The sequence below is a fragment of the Streptococcus tangpeifui genome (assembly GCF_044503215.1).
GTDB classification, from domain to species: Bacteria; Bacillota; Bacilli; order Lactobacillales; family Streptococcaceae; genus Streptococcus; species Streptococcus tangpeifui.
Map to the genome: position 1 here is coordinate 1,644,263 of NZ_CP172427.1, position 18,355 is coordinate 1,662,617.

At 41.2% G+C, this 18,355-nt stretch carries 13 protein-coding genes; 1 reads left to right on the forward strand and 12 read right to left on the reverse strand.

Annotated elements, in window-relative coordinates:
• Positions 1-499 precede the first annotated feature (499 nt).
• The 6 genes from smc to ACFSN5_RS07545 all read right to left on the reverse strand — a co-directional run bounded on the left by smc (position 500) and on the right by ACFSN5_RS07545 (position 10,737).
• Positions 500-4,042 carry a chromosome segregation protein SMC gene (gene smc, locus ACFSN5_RS07520; protein ID WP_165329501.1) on the reverse strand — a complete coding sequence of 1,181 codons (3,543 nt, stop codon included), beginning with the start codon at positions 4,040-4,042 and terminating at the stop codon, positions 500-502.
• A 1-nt stretch (position 4,043) separates the two neighbouring features.
• Positions 4,044-4,736, reverse strand: coding sequence for a ribonuclease III (rnc, locus tag ACFSN5_RS07525; protein WP_277423771.1), 693 nt, complete (start codon positions 4,734-4,736; stop codon positions 4,044-4,046).
• A gap of 741 nt (positions 4,737-5,477) precedes the next feature.
• The gene (locus ACFSN5_RS07530; protein ID WP_398600534.1) at positions 5,478-6,650 is read right to left on the reverse strand and encodes an IS110 family transposase; all 1,173 of its coding nucleotides are present in this window, start codon (positions 6,648-6,650) and stop codon (positions 5,478-5,480) included.
• Between the two features lie 281 nt (positions 6,651-6,931).
• Positions 6,932-7,735: a pyruvate formate-lyase-activating protein gene (gene pflA, locus ACFSN5_RS07535; RefSeq protein WP_206222669.1), complete on the reverse strand. Its 804-nt coding sequence runs from the start codon at positions 7,733-7,735 to the stop codon at positions 6,932-6,934.
• A gap of 161 nt (positions 7,736-7,896) precedes the next feature.
• Positions 7,897-8,538 carry a deoxynucleoside kinase gene (locus ACFSN5_RS07540; RefSeq protein ID WP_004228304.1) on the reverse strand — a complete coding sequence of 214 codons (642 nt, stop codon included), beginning with the start codon at positions 8,536-8,538 and terminating at the stop codon, positions 7,897-7,899.
• 861 nt (positions 8,539-9,399) lie between these two features.
• A complete protein-coding gene (locus tag ACFSN5_RS07545; RefSeq protein WP_004226540.1) occupies positions 9,400-10,737 on the reverse strand; it encodes a hemolysin family protein in 1,338 nt (445 codons plus the stop codon).
• Positions 10,738-10,876: 139 nt separating this feature from the next.
• Between ACFSN5_RS07545 and ACFSN5_RS07550 the strand changes: the two genes are divergently transcribed.
• Positions 10,877-11,659, forward strand: a complete 783-nt coding sequence (locus ACFSN5_RS07550; RefSeq protein WP_165329508.1) for an ABC transporter ATP-binding protein — start codon at positions 10,877-10,879, stop codon at positions 11,657-11,659.
• Between the two features lie 227 nt (positions 11,660-11,886).
• Here the strand turns inward: ACFSN5_RS07550 and ACFSN5_RS07555 are convergent, their stop codons facing one another.
• From ACFSN5_RS07555 to ACFSN5_RS07580, 6 genes are all read right to left on the reverse strand, one after another.
• Positions 11,887-12,210 carry a helix-turn-helix transcriptional regulator gene (locus ACFSN5_RS07555; RefSeq protein WP_165329509.1) on the reverse strand — a complete coding sequence of 108 codons (324 nt, stop codon included), beginning with the start codon at positions 12,208-12,210 and terminating at the stop codon, positions 11,887-11,889.
• Between the two features lie 114 nt (positions 12,211-12,324).
• Positions 12,325-13,170 carry a type II toxin-antitoxin system antitoxin SocA domain-containing protein gene (locus ACFSN5_RS07560; protein ID WP_241154272.1) on the reverse strand — a complete coding sequence of 282 codons (846 nt, stop codon included), beginning with the start codon at positions 13,168-13,170 and terminating at the stop codon, positions 12,325-12,327.
• Between the two features lie 175 nt (positions 13,171-13,345).
• Complete coding sequence (locus ACFSN5_RS07565; protein WP_241154275.1) at positions 13,346-13,744, reverse strand: hypothetical protein; 399 nt, start codon at positions 13,742-13,744, stop codon at positions 13,346-13,348.
• A 123-nt stretch (positions 13,745-13,867) separates the two neighbouring features.
• Positions 13,868-16,954 (reverse strand): type I restriction endonuclease subunit R, encoded by a 3,087-nt coding sequence (locus tag ACFSN5_RS07570; protein WP_165329512.1) that lies wholly within the window; start codon positions 16,952-16,954, stop codon positions 13,868-13,870.
• Positions 16,955-16,983: 29 nt separating this feature from the next.
• Positions 16,984-17,484, reverse strand: coding sequence for a TIR domain-containing protein (locus ACFSN5_RS07575; RefSeq protein ID WP_165329513.1), 501 nt, complete (start codon positions 17,482-17,484; stop codon positions 16,984-16,986).
• On the reverse strand, positions 17,484-18,311 hold the full coding sequence (locus ACFSN5_RS07580; RefSeq protein ID WP_165329514.1) for a macro domain-containing protein: 828 nt from the start codon (positions 18,309-18,311) through the stop codon (positions 17,484-17,486). The genes ACFSN5_RS07575 and ACFSN5_RS07580 overlap by 1 nt, the downstream gene beginning before the upstream one ends.
• Between the last annotated feature and the right edge of the window lie 44 nt (positions 18,312-18,355).

The following is an 18,355-nucleotide window of genomic DNA, read 5'->3' on the forward strand; positions in this document are numbered from 1 at the left end:
CTCTATTTATTCTTAACAGTAAAGAAGATATACTTTCTTACAGTTCGGTATCTCTCCGATTATTAATTGTTTGGATCTTGAAATTTTTTCGCATCTGTACACAATGTTCGATCATTTAGTTTATATCACAATCAAGAAGCACACAGTCCCGTCATTCTTTCAAAAGGTTCATTTGAAAGAATGATCAACCTATCCAGGCTATGCTCCCAACAATAGGCTGACTGTTCTAATCTGAGCTTTGCATTTTTCCCAGAAGGTTTTCATTTCACAATGCTGGCAGTTTTTGGGGCTCCGAGTAAGTTTTAATAATGCGTCAAGACAGCAAGGCTTTTACTTGGAAAAGACTTGGCATCCATGTTTCTTAATCCAGAAAATCAAAAAAACGAACAACATTAGCACTTCCATTATTAGGAATCTAACCTTGTTCGTTTTTATGTTTACTATCGGACTTTTTGTCAGCTTATGGATAGGAGTGCAGAACTGTCTGTTACAGACTCTTTTACGTTTCCACCATTTTCTGAGCATCTTTGAGTTTAACAGAGACGATTTTTGAGACACCAGATTCTTGCATGGTAACCCCGTAGATACTGTCGGCTGCTGCCATAGTTCCCTTCCGGTGGGTAACCACGATAAACTGGCTAGCCTTATCAAAGCGATTGAGGTAATCCCCAAAGCGTTTGACATTAGCCTCATCCAAAGCCGCTTCAACTTCATCCAGAATGACAAAAGGAATGGTTTTAACTCGGATAATGGAAAAGAGCAGAGCTAAGGCTGAAAGCGCCTTTTCCCCACCTGACATAAGATTGAGGGACTGAATTTTCTTACCAGGCGGTTGAACTGAAATTTCTACTCCAGCTGTTAGAAGGTCACCCTCGGTCAGAATCAGGTCAGCAGAACCTCCGCCAAACATCTGGACAAAAGTCTCTTTGAAACTTTCCCGAATGGCCTCGAAGGTCGTCTTAAAACGCGATTTGACCTCATCATCCATATCGTTAATAGTTTCAAGCAAGAGGTTCTTGGCCTCTACCAAGTCGGAACGTTGGCTGTTGAGAAATTCCAGACGGCTATTGACCTCATCATACTGCTCAATAGCGTCCAGATTGATTGGACCCAAGGCCTTAATCTGCCGATTAAGCTGAGTCAAGTTCTGGCGAGCAGCCGGTAAATCTTCTACTGCTTGAGCCTGCTCCTTAGCTTGTTCAAAGCTCATCTGATAATCTTCGGTTAACTGGCGGGCAAATCCACGCAGCTTATCTGACAGGTTTCCAATTTCAGCTTCCAGATGAGCTTGCCGACGAATTAATTCTTCATTGCGTTTACCAGCCGCCTGAACTTGTTCTTCAATATCTTCCAGCTGGCCATCACAGTCCTCTATTTCAAAACGAAGGCGAATGAGGCTAGTTTCCAAGTCAGACTTCTTGGCTTCTGCTTCTTCCAGCTGCTGAGCCAACTTAGGCAGTTCCTCTTGTGAGAGATCGCCAGTTTGGCTGGAGAGCAGCTGAGTCAGATTAGAAATTTCCCTTTCCAAGTCAGCCAATTCCAAATTGAGACGGTTGCACTCATTTTTGGTAAAGCGTTCTTCACCAGACAGGTCACGCTCGCTCAAGCGGGCTTGAGATAGATCTTCATTAAGCTTAGCCACTTGAGCCGTGATAGTATCTTTATCATCCTTGATTTGGTCCAGCTGTTCTTGAATATGAGCCTTTTGATTTTGAATATCAAGAAGGCCAGACTCAACCTTAGCCTTCTCTTCCAACAAGGATGTGGCGGTATCCTCTGTATCGGTTGCTGAAAAACCAGCAAGCAATTGCTTCAAATCGGCCAGATGCCTGGCTTGACTTTGGTAGGCCAGTTCTGCCTTCTGCTCAGCCAAACGGGCCGCTTCACCCGCTTCCTTAAGACCGGTCAGTTCTTCTTCCCCGTGGGTCTTAGCTCTTTTGAGATTGGCTACAGCAGCTTCTTGTTGAGTCAGCTTTTCCTTCAAGTCTGAAATTTCAGCCGTTAAGCTATCCAATTCCGGCTTAATAAAAGTCGTGTTACGGCTACGATTAGCTCCACCTGAAAAGGAACCGCCCGGGCGCAATTCTGTGCCGTCCAAAGTCACCATGCGGACCTGATAGCGGACTTCGCGGGCTGCTTGATTGGCATGATCAATGCTATCAAAAATGGCTGTCACACCCAGTAGGTTTTGAAAAATATTAGTCAGCTTAGGATCGTAGCTTACCAAATCGCTGGCTAGACCTAGGAAACCAGGAGCCGCTTCAATCTTAGTCAGATTATGGGCGGCTATCTGACGCGGTTTAATCGTTGTTAAGGGTAGGAAAGTCGCTCTACCTGAACGATTCTGCCGCAGGAAGGCAATCCCTCGCTTGGCTGCCGCTTCATCTTCTACGATAATATTTTGACTGCTGCCGCCTAAGGCAATTTCCAGAGCCGTCTGGTAATCCTGTTCAAAGGTCAGATGCTCAGAGACTGCCCCAATTATCCCACCCAAACGAGCAGCTTCTTGGAGGACTGCCTTGACTCCAGCAAAGAAATTAGAGTGGTTCTTCTGAATAGCTTCTAGGCTACGCTGGCGGGCTTCTTTTTCCTTGATCTGATCCAAAAGAGCGAACATTTGGGTCTGTTCCTGACGATAGCTACTGTCAGTTTGACTCAATGCCTTAGCCTGGGCTTGATAGGCTTCCAAAAGCTCCTTGACCCTGTCCTTCGCTGTTTGGAATTCTGCTAGGGCTGTCTGAGCCACCTCCTTAGCCTGCGCTAAGTCTTTCTCAGCCTGTTGGCGTTCGGCAGACTGTTCGGCTTGAGCTGCTTTTTCTTGCTCAATATCAGCTTGAAGAACCGTCAAACGGTTAGAGAGGTCGGCTTCTTTTTGCATGAGACCGACAAATTCTTCTCGCAAGTCCTCAATAATTTGGTCAGGATTAGTCGAAAAGCGGGACTGCTCCTTTTCCAACTTAGCAATTTCTTGTCTTAAATCCGCTAACTTTTCAGCGAGCTGAGTCTGCTGGGCCTGCTTATCTGCCAGAGTCTGTTCCAGAGCCTGTTTTTGGCTTTCCAAATCCGCTAATCGTCCTTGGGCATCAGCTTTCTTCTCAGCTTTCTGACTGGATTCAAGAGAAATGACTTCGATTTTCCGCTGGTGATCTGCAATCAAACGAGTCACTTCTAGCAATTCTGACTGCTGAGCATCCATGGTTTGCGATAGATTTTGGCGGCGTTCCTTAAGCCTTTGATTCTCCATCTCCAAGCGATTACGCTGGCTATAGTAATCCTTTAAATCATTCTTAGCCGCTGCAATCTGCTGATTGCGCTCATCCAAGTCAGACCGATAAGTCTTAATATCTTCAATCAGGATGTTAAGATTGAGGGACTTGCGCTTTTCGTCCAAAACCAAGAATTGCTTGGCAGTCGCCGCTTGCTTTTCCAGTGGCTTAATTTGGCCTTCCAATTCGTAGATAATGTCTTCCAAACGGTCGAGGTTATCCTGAGTTTTATCCAGTTTGCTCTGGGTCTCTTTCTTACGCGTTTTATACTTGAGGACACCTGCCGCCTCCTCAAAAATCGCTCGTCTGTCCTCTGGTCGGCTATTAAAGATGGCTTCAACACGCCCTTGGGAAATAATGGAGAAGGAATCTCGCCCCAAACCAGTATCCATAAAAAGGTCGTGGATGTCCCGCAGGCGCACTTTCTTACCATCAATCAGATAGTCGCTGTCCCCATTGCGGTAGATATGCCGCTCAACACGAATCTCATCGCCGCTGTCTTTGATAAAGTGATCAGCATTATCCAGAACCACTGTCACCTGAGCAAAATTTAAGGGACTGCGATCCTGGGTTCCGGCAAAGATGACATCGGGCATCTTACCACCGCGCAAGCTCTTCGCTGAAGATTCTCCCAAAGCCCAGCGCAAGCTCTCAGTAATATTCGATTTTCCTGAACCATTGGGTCCAACAACTGCTGTTACGCCAGAGTCAAATTCAATGCGAGTCTTGTCCGCAAACGACTTGAATCCCTGCATTTCAATCTCTTTTAGAAACATATTAACCTCGTCCTAGCTGGTCAAGAGCTGTCTTAGCAGCCGCTTGTTCGGCCAACTTTTTGGATTTTCCTTGCCCTTGACTGAGGTCTTGACCATCAGCAGATACAACCACTTCAAATTTCTTATTGTGGGCCGGTCCCGTTTCATTGATGACCCTGTAACTAATTTGGACAGGGCCATTGACCTGCAATTTCTCTTGGAGAGCTGTCTTATAGTCTTTAACTCGCTCATAGTCGCCAGCTTCCACCTTAGGAATCATAACTTGGTTGAGAAATTTTTCAACAACGCCGATCCCTTGGTCTAAATCCAAGGCCCCCAAAAACGCTTCAAAAAGATCACCTAGGATGGTTTCGCGGTCACGACCGCCAGATTTTTCCTCACCCTTGCCCAATTTGATAAAAGACTCAAAACCGCAGTCCTTAGAAAATCCAGCTAAACTTTCCTCGCGCACAATCATCGAACGCATCTTTGACAGGTCGCCTTCTGGTTTCTTAGGAAATTTCGCAAATAGGTAGCGCGAAATCAAAAGTTGCAGAACGGCGTCTCCTAAAAACTCCAGACGTTCATTATGTGAAATGTTTAGGAGGCGATGCTCATTGGCATAAGAGGTGTGGGTAAACGCAGTTTCCAAAAGGGAGCTATCCTTAAAAACAATCCCAAAGTCTTCCTGTAATTTTTTTTCTAACGCTTGCATTATTCAATCATCAGCCTTTCGTAACATATTGAGTTCTTTTCCGCAGGACTGGATATAAACTAATCTGGAGATCGATCATTCCCCATATCCACCTGAGTTTTGGAACTGATAAAGGAAATCACTTTGAATTGGTGACTTCTTCTCACCCTTCATCGGAAAGTTACTCATTGCATGTTGTCTATTTACACAGACCTTCTTATTATATCAAAAAGGGAGTGGGAAAGAACCTAAAAGTTGAAAATTTTGGGTCTCACCACGTCCTGATTTTAAAGCGGTGACCTGAAACGCTCTCTCCCCAGACCGTTTTTGACACTTGCTTTGTAAGCTTCATTTCCCGATTAAAAGGTCTCCCAAGCCTTTTACCCCACCTTTGCACAGCTCAACAGGTCTTCCAGACCTGTTGAGCTTAGAAATAAGATAAACGATGGCCATCACATTCGTTTAGGCTTATACTTTGACCTTGTGGTAAAAGGAAAGACGCTCAGCAGCGGTTTATCGAGGCTGGTAAAAGGTATTCCAACCTTCTATTTGTGCAGTAATAACAGTTTGACGCAATAGTTGATTGGAGTGGAACAGAAGTCAATTTTTTATATAAATTGACTTCTGTTCCACTCTCTAATGAACTGTGCAAGAGTAAGAGTTTATTCCAAAACAAAAATACTGGACAAGTTTTTATACGAAAACTACAAAGAATGCAAAAATTCCCTCCCTATGATATAATCAAAGCGAAAAAAATTATATTTAGACTACTAGCTCGTCCCTAGTAGTCTTTTTCTGTGCTAAAAATTCAGAATAAGTCATCTGTCCTTTTAAGAGGATATAGGCTATTTTTAATAATTGATGTGCTAGGGCAATTGTTGCTTTCTGTGGACCACGCCGATTTTGAATCTGATAAAATCGTTCCACTAAGGGACTTCCTTTTTGATTCCTAGCGGCAAAAGCGGCTTGACATAAGCATTTTTTCAAATAGGAATTACCATGTCGAATCTTGGTACTGCGTTTCTTGCCAGCACTCTCATTATTACCAGGACAAAGTCCTGCCCAAGAGGCTAAATGTCCAGCAGTTGGAAACTGGCTCATGTCAACACCAACCTCAGAAATGATGACAGAAGCTGTAATCACATCGATACCAGGAATAGAATCCAAAACTTCTACTTGTTTCTCGTATTGTGATAGATAGCTATTGATTCGCTCTTCCAACAACTCAATCTGCTTCTGATAAAAATCATAAATCTCCAAGGACTGCTTTAACATAAAGCAATGATGGTCAGAGAAATAACCATCCAAGGCTTCCAGAAGTTGTGGCACTTTCTTCTTCAAGGTGGTATAAACTGATTGATGGACAATGCGAGGAGTAATAGGCGTCTTATCAATCAATAGTTGAAGGAGATGACGACCAGAAGCACCCATAATATCTTCGATATACGTCGTTATCTTAATGCCGCCTGACTGAAGAATTTTATGAATACGATTGGTTTCACGATTACGGCTTTCCACATAATGTTTTCGTTGTCTGGTCAACTCTCTCAATTCTTGGATGGTTTCATCGGGAACGAAACTCCGAGGAAGCAGACCAATCCGTGTTAATTTAGCAATCCAGTGAGCATCTTTCTTATCGGTTTTCTGACCCGGAATGGCCTTCATGTGAGCTGGTTGAGCGAGTATCAACTCGAAGTCATCACATAGAGCATGCCAGACAGGTCGCCAATAAACACCGGTGCTTTCCAGACCAACGGCTTCCACATGAAATTGTCTAAGAAAATCGTGGCAAGCACGTAGGCCTTTAGTTGTTGTATCAAAAGTTGCCATCTCACGCTTTGGACGAGTTGAGGTGAGTGACCCATGTAAAATACAAACAACAATATTGGCTTGATGGACATCAATACCTGCACAAGATTGATAGAGAACATCCATGACAATTCCCTCCTTCCTAAAATAAGAGAGCTTATCTACCGAATTTTAGTCGTATTTTTATACTCATGCTTATCGCATATTTTGGGGTGCTCGTCAGTAGAGTGGATCAGTTTTGCCCTCGATTACTAGAATCATTAACTCGTCAACCACAAAGCCCTCACTAAGATTATACACCTAGTGAGGGCTGTGTGTCCGTTTTCATTATTCTGTGGGTGAGGGCGGAGCCATCATGGATGTCTTGCTCGGCCTCCTAGATATTTTTCTTCTACTGTCAGACTCTTTTAAGCCTGGACACGCTTGGTTCGTTTCATATAATCCCGATAAGTCTCGGTATGCATGAGTTCCTTAGCATTTTGTACCCTCTCCTTGGTCGGTGGCTTAACCCCTTCCAAAGTATAAGGAATGCCCAACTCATGCCATTTGAATTCACCTAGAGTATGATAAGGTAGGATTTCAAATTTATCCACATTATTCAAGGTCTCAACGAATTTTCCTAAGTCAATCAAATCCTGATCAAAATCGGTCAGACCCGGTACCAAGACATGGCGAATCCAAACAGGTACCTGTTTATCAGACAAGTATTGGGCAAAGAGCAGGATATTCTTATTGGGCTGGCGGGTTACAACAATGTGCTGCTTAGGGTCAATCTCTTTAATATCGAGAAGCACTAGATCTGTCACGGCCAAAAGCTTATCTACGATTTTATGATACTCAGGCGTTGGCCGATAGGCAAAACCACAGGTATCAAGGGTACAGTGGATACCTAATTTTTGGGCTTCGGTGAAAAGGGCCGTCACAAAATCAATCTGCAGCATGGCTTCACCGCCAGACACTGTAATACCGCCGTTGTTGCCCCAATAGCCTTTATAACGGAGAGCCTCATTAAGGACATCATCTACCGTCCGTACGGTAGAACGATTGGTCTCCATCTCCCAAGTGTCAGGGTTGTGGCAGTATTGGCAACGCATCTTACAGCCCTGCATAAAAACAACAAAACGCACACCGGGGCCATCAACAGTCCCGAAACTCTCAGTCGAGTGAATCATGCCGGTCACTTGCCGGTAATCTATTTCATCTGCCATAATAAGCTCTTTTCTATCAGAAAGGACTAGAGGAAGTCCCTTAGTGAAAACATTTGTAACCGTTTTTACGGTAATTTCATTATAGCGTTTTTCCCTTTAAAAATCTAGCATTGTGTCCATAAAAGCACCCTAACCCAATAGGACTAAGGTGCTTGAGAAAAAGCTTAGAGCAGATTCAATTTTTTCAATTCCTGATCAACCATATCGAAGACAGTCTGCAAATCTTCTGGATTCTTGACAAAGTCCAGCTTGTCACCATCGATGCGGATCTTGGGAGAAATACTGTAATTTTCATACCAATCTGGATATTCTCCGTGAACCTGCTGATAGTATTCATAGAGTTCAGGATTGTCAGAAATCTGTTCGAAGCTGCGTCCCCGCTTGCTAATCCGTTCCAACATCTTATCAAAGGAAACATCAATGTAGACCAGCAAATCAGGACTCTTCTTAGGCATGCCTTCTAATTCTTCCAGCATATTAGCCAAGAGCTCCTTGTAAATATCCAGCTCTGTCTTAGTGACATTACCATTCTTGTAATTGAGGGTCAAGAAAAGTTCATCCTCAAAAATCGAGCGATCCAGGATATTATTATCAGCCTTGTAGGCTTCCTTGATGGACTGGAAGCGTTTATTCAAAAAGAATATTTGCAATAAAAAAGCATACTTCTTAGGGTCCTGATAATAGAGATCCAAAACAGGATTATTATCAACTGCTTCATAGAACACTTGCGTCCCCAAGTGTTCCCCCAAAGATGCCGCCAACGAACTCTTACCAGCACCAATTGTGCCTGCTAAAACTATCAACATTATGCTCCTAAAAATAAAATACAAAGGGCTTTTAGCCCGTGTTCAATTACATACGATACAAAGGGCGTTACAAAAGCCGTATGAAAATAGGGAAGGGATGTAAAATCCTGATTTTCAAGACCTTCATCTTTTTCACTAGGCTTTTAGTCCGTGTTCAATTACAAAAATACTAAGCCGTTAAACACTGTCAGTAACCATCCGTCTTCACGCCCTACTAAGTAATACTCAAAAATAGACAAGGCGGCAAAGTCCAGACAGCTCCTTTTAGCTATTTTATTCTATCTGATTTGCGGGGGTAATTCAAGCACCAAAACTATGAAAATGATTTTCATTATTTGGGTGTGGGATCAACCAAAAAATTAAAAATTTTTATTCTTACCATGTCTTGATTTTAAGGTGTGACCTGAAACAGTCTCTCCCCAGACCGTTTTTGACACTTGCTTTGCCAGCTTCATTTCCCGATTAAAAAGGTCTCCCAGACCTTTTTAACCCACTCCCGCACAGCTCAAGAGGTCTGGAGGGCCTTTTGAGGTTAGAAACAGAGCTTGGGACAAAAGTCCTAAGCTTGATTCTTTTGTACAGTAATAAACAATTGACACAGTGGTTGATTGGAAGTCCTTATCCCCCTGTGATAGATCAAACAGTCTGGGAGACTCTTTGAGAAAAAACCAGCCAGCAGCGGGGCACTGGTGCTAAAGCACCTAATAATTGTATAGGGGTAAAACTTCTTGGTCTAGCTAACAAGCCTTGCTCCCAACTCCTGTACCAAGAATTTATTCCAAAACAGGAATACTGGACAAGTTTTTGTCCAGCCTCATCCTTATCACTAAAAACTCGCAGCCAGCGACTACGAGTCCTATTTTATTCTTTCACGTCGTCTGCTTCTTCGAGCGGACTGACAAGCACCTTAACCTTGGTGACTCGGCCTTCCTTGACCTTATCATTGATGATTTCTAGGTGACGTTGACCGCTGTCCACATGGAAGCTTTCTTTTTCTTCTTGTGATGGAATATTGCCGACACCAGTCAGATAGTAGCCGGCAATAGTATCCACATCATCACTTTCCAATTCGGTTTCAAAGTATTCGTTGAAATCATTGAGGGTCATGGTACCGAGGACAATATAGGTATCAGGGGCAATCTCACGAACCTCAACCTCAGCTTGGTCGGTTTCATCATCAATTTCTCCGACAATCTCTTCCAAGAGATCTTCCAATGTCACTAGACCAGCCACACCGCCGTATTCATCCAGCAGAATCGCCATCTGATTTTGCGTCCGACGCAATTCTTTAAGCAGATCGTCCACAAAGATGGTCTCCGGTACAAAGAGGGGCTCCTGTAAAATACGGCGCAGATTAATGGTCTCAAATCCGTTATTAAAGCCCACTTCCAGCAGTTTCTTGGTATGAATCAAACCGAGAACCTTATCCTTGTCATCATCATAAACAGGAATTCGTGAATAGCTTTTCTTTAGGATTTCCTTGATAATTTCCTGAGGATCATCGTTGATATCAACCATGAAGGCATCGGTCCGGTGAACCATAACCTCACGCGCCATCAGTTCATCCAGCGAGAATACCCCTTGCAGCATTTCGATTTCTTCCTGATCAAGAGTCTCCTCACTATTGGTCAGCATGTACTCAATCTCGTCACGCGTCATCTTCTCATCCGCATCATCAAAAGTCATCGGTGTGATCCGACTGAGCAGATTAGTCGAGGCTGACAAGAACCAGACGAAGGGGCTGACAATCTTGCCTAGTCCCACAATAACAGGGGCAGAATAGATGGCCAGATTATCCTTGAGGTTCATGGCAATGCGCTTGGGATAGAGTTCCCCTAAAACGATAGCAATATAGGTCAAGAAAATCAGCGAAATGATACTACCTGCTGTCTGGGCAGCAGCAGAATTGCCAAACCAGCCTGCAATCACCTTACCCAGAGAAGCGGATAAACTAGCCCCCTGCAAGAGTGAGATAAAGGTGATACCCACCTGAATGGTTGATAGAAAATTATTGGGCTTGTCCAGTACCTTGACCAGACGGATATATTTTTTATCGCCCTCTTCTGCCTTTTGTTCCACACGTGCCCGATTGAGTGATACCATGGACATCTCGGATGCTGCAAAAAAGGCATTCAACGATGTGAGGACAACAAGTAAAAGCAATTGAAAAAGCAAATGCTGACTGCTCGGGTCTTCCATTAAATTCTTTCTCCTAAAATGTAGATTGCCTTCATTATAGCATAATTTCAAAAAGCATGTTGAAAAGTCGCCCCAGCCCTTAATTTTTCAGACAAAGCATGCTATAATGTAGCTAATTTTTTATAGTCGGAGGTAATGTATGGCTATCATTTCCATGAAAAATGTCAGCTTACGTAAGCAAGGGAAAAATCTGCTGACAGGTATCAACTGGACTGTCGAGAAAGGTCAAACGTGGGCTATTCTGGGACTTAATGGGGCTGGTAAAACAACCCTGCTCAAGCTCATCATGGCTGAGCATTACCCTACCGATGGTCAAACGGAGATCTTAGACGTTCCATTTGGCCAAGGAGACATCTCTGAAATCCGCAAGCGCATTGGTATTGTCTCGGGCTTTATCAGCGACCGCCTCTCCCTGCAGATGGTGGCCGAACAGGCCGTTTTAACCGGTAAGTACAAGTCTTCCATACTCTATAAAGAATATGGGAAAAAAGAGCTAGGGGAAGCTAGAGACATGCTGACACGTTTAGATGGCGAAAAGCTCATCGGACGCCGACTTCACACCTTATCCCAGGGGGAGCGCCAGCTGATCATGATTGCCCGCTGTCTCATGGAAGAGCCGGATATCATCATCCTTGATGAAGCTACTGTAGGGCTGGATCTCTTTGCCAGAGAGAAACTACTCAAGCAAATCGATCGGATCACCGACCTGCCGCAGGCACCTACGGTTCTCTACGTCACCCATCACGCCGAAGAAATCACCCAAAAGATGGACCATGTCCTGCTGCTGAAACAAGGGAGAATCATTGCTCAAGGCAAGAAAGAGGACATCATTACCCTGCCAACCCTGACCGAATTCTTTGATAATCAGGTTTCTATCATTCCGATTGACGACCATCGCTTTTTTATCAAGCCGGAACTATGATACAAAGGGCGAATGCAGATCGGACGAAGATAGAAAATCTGTCTATGGCGACTTGTACCTAAGAACGTTTGCTATAAATTTCGTAGGAGATTGGGAGCCTAAACAATCTCAACTAACTAAAAACAACGGTACTAGGTACTGCACCCAACAAATGAGACACAAGAAAAACACTCCTGTTGAAATCTAGTAAACTAGAACTAGGAGCGTTTTTGTTATGGAAAAATCATTCACACGACCCAATCATAGGCTTGCAAAAACTTATCTGAGTGACCAGAGCCAAGGTTATCTTCCTTGCGATGTGCTAATTTATAGGCTATATCCAAACGAAGTAGGAAACCTGCCGAAAGTCCTGTCACCTGTTCCACCCGAACAGCCAGATCTGCCGTAAGAAATTTTTTACGATTCAGCAAATCAGATACATGTTTTTGAGAGACACCAATACGGTCAGCAAAATCACCCTGATTGATATGGTGGTAAGCTAAAAGTTCCGCCAAAGTATCTGCGGCAGACGTCACAGCCGGAGTTATAATTCTATTGTTTTTGTTCAACATAAAGCAGCCCTCCTAATGGTAATCTTCAATACCAAGGATAGATAAGGTGACGATCTCAGATTTCTCAACCGACAGCTCATCATATAGGTGACAAGCCTTAATTTTTTCAACGGTCTAAATACTCAAACTGTCAAACCGTGCTTGTGCATAAGATGAGATATCATCTGCTGTGAGCATATTATACTTTTCTTTGACTTTGGTAAAGAAATCCGCAATAGTTTCCTTGTCAATAATATTAGTGGAAGACTCATCTTCTTTCAAATCTCCTCGAGCTAACAGCCAAGGACTTTCTTCATGAGTGAATTTCTCCAATACCTTACCATTATAAACACTGAGATGTTTGATAATACTGTCTAACAGCTGTATTTCCTGAGACGTGAAATAATGACTGAAATCATAACTCTTTTCTAAAACAATCGGTTCTCTGCCAAATTCTTGATATTTATTATAAATATCTCTGTATACAGGTCCATGCACCCAGCTTTCACAATCATTCTTGAACATGAATTTCCCAGTAAAGGCATAAGAAAAGCCTTGAACATAATAAAGCAGTTTCTGCAAAGCCAGTGGTGTTATCTCATCATTTTTAGACAGCAGGTAATCCGCTGCTAAAGATTCTTTGCTTACCCCTCCTGCTTTGATCGCTTCCTCGGCAGCTCTCATGCTTTTCTCATAGGCTACTGGTTTTAAAATATCAGATGCTCCTTTCAAAAGAGATAAGAAATAATCTGGCTCAACAGCAATCCTGCGAAGCTTATCTGAATAATCTGCTTTAGGAATATCCCCCTTTAAATATCGAGGAATGGTATTAATACCCCAACCTAAAAGTTCCGATAAAGGCTTAGCTCCAATATTATATTTTTTAAGAATAGCTTTAATTTCAGCAACAGAAATAATATTGTTTTCCTTTTTAAAAGAAGCATAAAGAGCTGTTCTGTTAGCATTATCAATTTCTTCCACAAAAACAGGCTTATTGCAATTATCACAAATAGCTTCCTGCCCCTTAAAAGTATAATTTTCTCCTTTTAATTTCCGCGTGAACTTGCGTTCTTCAACATGATAAGTCACATCATCTAAACAATGTTCACAAAAAACTCTTTTTTCTGCCATGATATGTTCAACTCCTTTATTATCATCATTGAAAATAATAGCTCAGCGGCCTTTCAGCTTCATGAAAGGAAACAACAATTGTTTTTAGGCCAGAGGTTCGGCTAGTCGCAAGTACAAATTTTGCGTAAACCTGTACTTCTCTCTCATCTCCTAAAAAGTCTTCTAAAGTAAATCGAGGTCCAAAGATAAAATAATCATCATGATTTTTGTAGACATTAGATGACTGAACACAATCACAGAAATCCTTAACCTCTATCCTTAAAATAAGCTCTTTTCGCTTAGTAATATCCAGATTAAATTCATCGGCAAATTCATCATTCTTTCGTCTATTTTCGCCAGTGCTGATGATAAACCTTCCTTCTGAAATCAAGAGTTTAATCTGTCCTAAAATATCTTCAATTTCCTGTTCTGAATATTCTTGCACTGACAATAAATTATGACTCCTTTGCTAGACTTTGTACTATAATTTTAACATTTTTTATTCTAAACTCAACAAAAAAGCACTATTTTATAAAAATAGTACCTTTTATTCCTTTGGATTTTACTTTCACAATAAATCTGCATTTTCTTCTGCAACCATTAATTCTTCGGGTTGACCATAGTTTTCATAGTTATCCTCTCCATTATCAACCCATAACTCACATTGACTGATTACTGTTTCAAGGGCTTCTTCTTCACCTTCTGGTGGATACTTGTATTTTTTCAAGAGGCGTTTGACCAGCATTCGCATCCGAGCACGCGCTGATTGCTTTTTTTGCCAGTCAATTGTCCTACTCTTTCTTAACATATCAGTTAACTCATGAGTAAGAGCAATCAATTCGTCATTCTCGTAGACATCTTTGACAGCCTGCGGCTGTGTCAGGGCATCATAGAAGGCTAATTCCTCATCTGATAAACCTAGAGAGTCCCCCTCTTTATGAGCTGTTGCCATTTCTTTGGCCATCTTCATCAATTCAGCAATTACTTCTTCATTTGAAAGCATGCCATTTAGATAAGCCCGCATAGAACGCGATAAAATCTCTGAAAATTTCTCTGACTTTACCAAATTTGTCCTCTGGTACAGGGCAATTTGTTCAGCCAATAGTTTTTTCAAAAGTTCAACAGCCAAATTTTTCTCTTTCATCTTAGAAATTTCATCTAAGAATTTTGGATCAAATAAAGAAAATCCTGTATCAATATCTGAAAATAGGTTAATGACACCTTCACTCTTGATCGAAGCTTTCAGGAGTTCGTTAATATGGTCATTAATATCCTTCAAGGATAATTTTTTAGTATCGCCTGTAATTCGTGTCAACAAGGTTCTCACTGCCTCAAAATAGGCTGCTTCAAATCGTTGTTCAGGTGTCAGCAAAGAGCGGCAAAGTGATAGAGCTTGACGCAGCAGCATGGCTTCTTTGATAAACAGCTCTTTTTTCTTTTCTTTATCGACAGCCGATAAGAAATTAACTCCGCCACTAATCGTTTGTGCTCTGACCAAATCGCCCGATTCTGAATTCATAAATGCTGAATAATCAAAACCATAAAACAAATCCCGACAAACTTCTAGTTTTTCAATGAATTTTGGCAGGGCCGTCTTAGCAATATCGGTATCTCCAAAATTCCCTTTATCCCGATTAGTGTAATCGTTCATAGCCTGTTTCAAAGCTCCGGCAATACCAATATAATCAACGACTAAACCGCCTTCTTTATTTTGATAAACACGATTAACCCGCGCAATAGCCTGCATTAAGTTATGGCCTTGCATAGGCTTATAAACATACATAGTTGCCAGACTTGGTACATCAAATCCTGTCAGCCACATATCAACAACAATGGCAATCTTAAATGGACTGTCATTATCCTTAAATTTTTTAGCCATTTCTTCCTTGTGGCGTTTGTTACCAACAATATCGTGCCATTCTTCTGGGTCATTATTACTGGAGGTCATGACAACACCAATTTTCTCTGTCCAATGAGGACGCTTTTCGAGTAATTGATGGTAAATTTTCATAGCAATAGGACGCGAATAGGCAACAATCATCGCCTTGCCAGTCAGTTCCTGTGCACGATTTTCTTCATAATGCTGGATAATATCATCACATAGCGCACTAATTGTTTGATCTGCTCCTAAAATACTATCTAAGCGTCCTAACTCTTTTTTACTCTTGTCAATCGCATGAGATTCCGCATTTTCTGCCATTAAATCGTACTCAGCATCAATCAGGCGCAAAATATTTTCATCAAGCTTTAGATGCATAACACGGCTCTCGTAGTAGACAGGACGCGTAGCACCATCTTCAACCGCTTGGGTCATATCATAGACATCAATATAATTGCCAAACACTTCGGTTGTTGACTTATCCTTGCTGGAAATCGGTGTCCCAGTAAAGCCAATGTAAGTCGCATTTGGCAGGCTGTCTCTGATAACTCTAGCTGTACCAATGACTAAGCGACCGCTTTTCGCATCAACCTTTTCCTCCAAACCATACTGACCGCGATGCGCTTCATCTGCCATAACGACAATGTTTCTTCTCTCAGAAAGAGCTTCGGCAGATTCTGAAAACTTCTGCATAGTGGTAAAGATAATCCCATTAGCCTGTCGTCCTGCCAGCAATTCTTTCAAGTGGAGACGACTCTCTGCCTGAATAGGTGTTTGTCTGAGGAAGTCTTTGCATTTTGAAAATTGACCATAGAGTTGGTCATCCAAATCATTTCTATCTGTTAAGACAACAATAGTCGGTGAATCCAGAACCTTCTGTAATAAATGAGCGTAAAAAACCATTGATAAGGATTTTCCGCTTCCTTGTGTGTGCCAAAAGACACCGCCACGACCATCGCTTTTAGTGGCCTTCAAGGTGGAAACAGCAGCTTTATTAACGGCAAAATACTGATGGTAGGCCGCTAAAATCTTTGCATCCTCAGAAAAGCAAATGAAATTCTTTAGGATATCTAAGAACCTTGTCTTATCAAATATTCCCTCAATAAAGGTCGTAAAATTAGCATACTCCCTGTCTTCAAAACTGCCATCTGTAGTCTTCCACTCCATAAAACGATCTTCACCAGCAGTAATCGTCCCTGCCTTTGAAGTTGCGAGATCAGTCATGACACAAAAGGCATTGTAAGTAAATAAACTTGGGATTTCCTTCTGATAAGCTTTAAGCTGACGATAGGCCGCTGAAGCATCTGTTTCCTGACGAGACGGACTTTTCAACTCAAAAACAACAACGGGTAAGCCATTCAAAAATACGATAACATCCGGACGCTTATTACTTTTTTCTACAACTGTCCACTGATTAATAACGGTAAAGATATTATTATCAACATTTTCAAAATCAGCCAGATAAACAAGACTAGATTGCCTTTTACCTTGATAAAAATAAGAAACTTCTATACCGTTTTGCAGATAATCCGTAAAAGCCTTATTTTTTTGAAGTAAGGAGCCTGTCTCAAAACGCCGCAGTTTGTCAATCGCTTCTCTAATAGCAACATCAGGCAACGTGGCATTAATCCTATCCAAGGCAGGATAGAGCTCATCTAAATAGAGGGGGTCCCTATAATCGCGCTCCACATCCGGTCCATAAATAGATGAATAACCCAGACCATCACGAAAAAGCTCCATAACCGCATTTTCGTAGTTGTTTTCAGTGAATCCCATAAGATCTGTCTCCTAGATAAATTCTAAATTTAAATGCCTAATCGTTGGTAAACTATATCTTTATAAGAATAAGCTCCCGTTTTGCCTTCTTTTCGATATTGCTCATGTGAACTCGGCCAGTCTTCAAGAGCATACTGCATAATTTTACTTCCAAAAGGAATAAATATAGCTAACTGTCCATCTAAACTTGATGGGCATAATGAATCTTTACTTCTATTCCCATTCAGATTGACACAGATAATTGGTAAGCCTTTTTTAATAGCAAGTTCAATTTCCCATTTTACAAATTTTCTTAAATATTTGGTATGTTCACCAATCAATAGGACAAAAACCTTACTATTAGCCATTCTTTCACGAAGTTGTCGTTTAATGGATTCTTCCTGACTAGAATCCCTAGAGTTATTAATATCGTGAGCATCATAAAAATTAAATGACGTATTGTCATTTTGTTTCCAAGCTTTCATTAACTGGTAATAACGCATATCATTATCACCATCAAAAGCAACATAAGTTTTATTCCGATAAGCCATTATTCATTCTCCCTTAATTCATATAAGTTCACTTGACTAAGTAAGTCATCATGTACAATAATAGTTAGCTTTGCAGGATACGCAAATTTTATTTTGCTGATTTTGAAAGTCCAAATCATGATACGCAGTAGTTCATTAATATCAATATCTTCAAAACCATTTTTAAATCTCGTTATTCCTGCACCAAATACTGGAACTGTAACTGACCTTTGAGCATACAATCTATTAATCTCATTCCAAAACGTTAAAAGAAAATTGACGTATTCCTGAATAGTCAGTTCTGCTTGATTATTTTTATTAAATCGGCTAAAAGCAGTTAAAATATATTCATCATCTATCAAAATGGAACTTCCTAACTTGTATTTAGTCGTTTTTCCTTGCTTTCGTTTTACTTCCTTCCCTATAATACTATTTTTTAAATCATCATCACTTTCAATGTCGGAATTTAATTTATCAACATCATCAATATGATTTAAAATAAACTGTCCGTTCAAAGATTTCTTAGCAATTATTTCATCATCAACTCTCGTATCAAAATATTCATTAAAAGCGATTGCTTTTAGCCCATCTTCTTTAAAAATATCGCCTGATTTTATAACAACGGTTGTAATACCTATTTTAATATCAATTTGTCTTAATCTATTTGCCCTTATCCATAAAAAGATATAGATAACACTGAGAAATACAACGTATACAACGCCAGAAGTAATCCTCCATTGATTAGGAATATCAAGAAAAATCAATACGGCCGATAAAATCGCAGTAATCGTAGCACATATATTAGAAAACTGCTTTAAAATATCCTTATCAAAGATACTTACTTTCATTTTTTAACCTCTTTAAGAATATAGTCAAGATGACAGATAAATCA

Excerpts from the sequence above, each read along its gene's own strand:
- smc (WP_165329501.1), bottom strand. The coding sequence starts at position 4,042 with ATGTTTCTAAAAGAGATTGAAATGCAGGGATTCAAGTCGTTTGCGGAC.
- rnc (WP_277423771.1), bottom strand. The coding sequence starts at position 4,736 with ATGCAAGCGTTAGAAAAAAAATTACAGGAAGACTTTGGGATTGTTTTT.
- ACFSN5_RS07530 (WP_398600534.1), bottom strand. The coding sequence starts at position 6,650 with ATGGATGTTCTCTATCAATCTTGTGCAGGTATTGATGTCCATCAAGCC.
- ACFSN5_RS07540 (WP_004228304.1), bottom strand. The coding sequence starts at position 8,538 with ATGTTGATAGTTTTAGCAGGCACAATTGGTGCTGGTAAGAGTTCGTTG.
- ACFSN5_RS07545 (WP_004226540.1), bottom strand. The coding sequence starts at position 10,737 with ATGGAAGACCCGAGCAGTCAGCATTTGCTTTTTCAATTGCTTTTACTT.
- ACFSN5_RS07550 (WP_165329508.1), top strand. The coding sequence starts at position 10,877 with ATGGCTATCATTTCCATGAAAAATGTCAGCTTACGTAAGCAAGGGAAA.
- ACFSN5_RS07555 (WP_165329509.1), bottom strand. The coding sequence starts at position 12,210 with ATGTTGAACAAAAACAATAGAATTATAACTCCGGCTGTGACGTCTGCC.
- ACFSN5_RS07570 (WP_165329512.1), bottom strand. The coding sequence starts at position 16,954 with ATGGGATTCACTGAAAACAACTACGAAAATGCGGTTATGGAGCTTTTT.
- ACFSN5_RS07575 (WP_165329513.1), bottom strand. The coding sequence starts at position 17,484 with ATGGCTTATCGGAATAAAACTTATGTTGCTTTTGATGGTGATAATGAT.
- ACFSN5_RS07580 (WP_165329514.1), bottom strand. The coding sequence starts at position 18,311 with ATGAAAGTAAGTATCTTTGATAAGGATATTTTAAAGCAGTTTTCTAAT.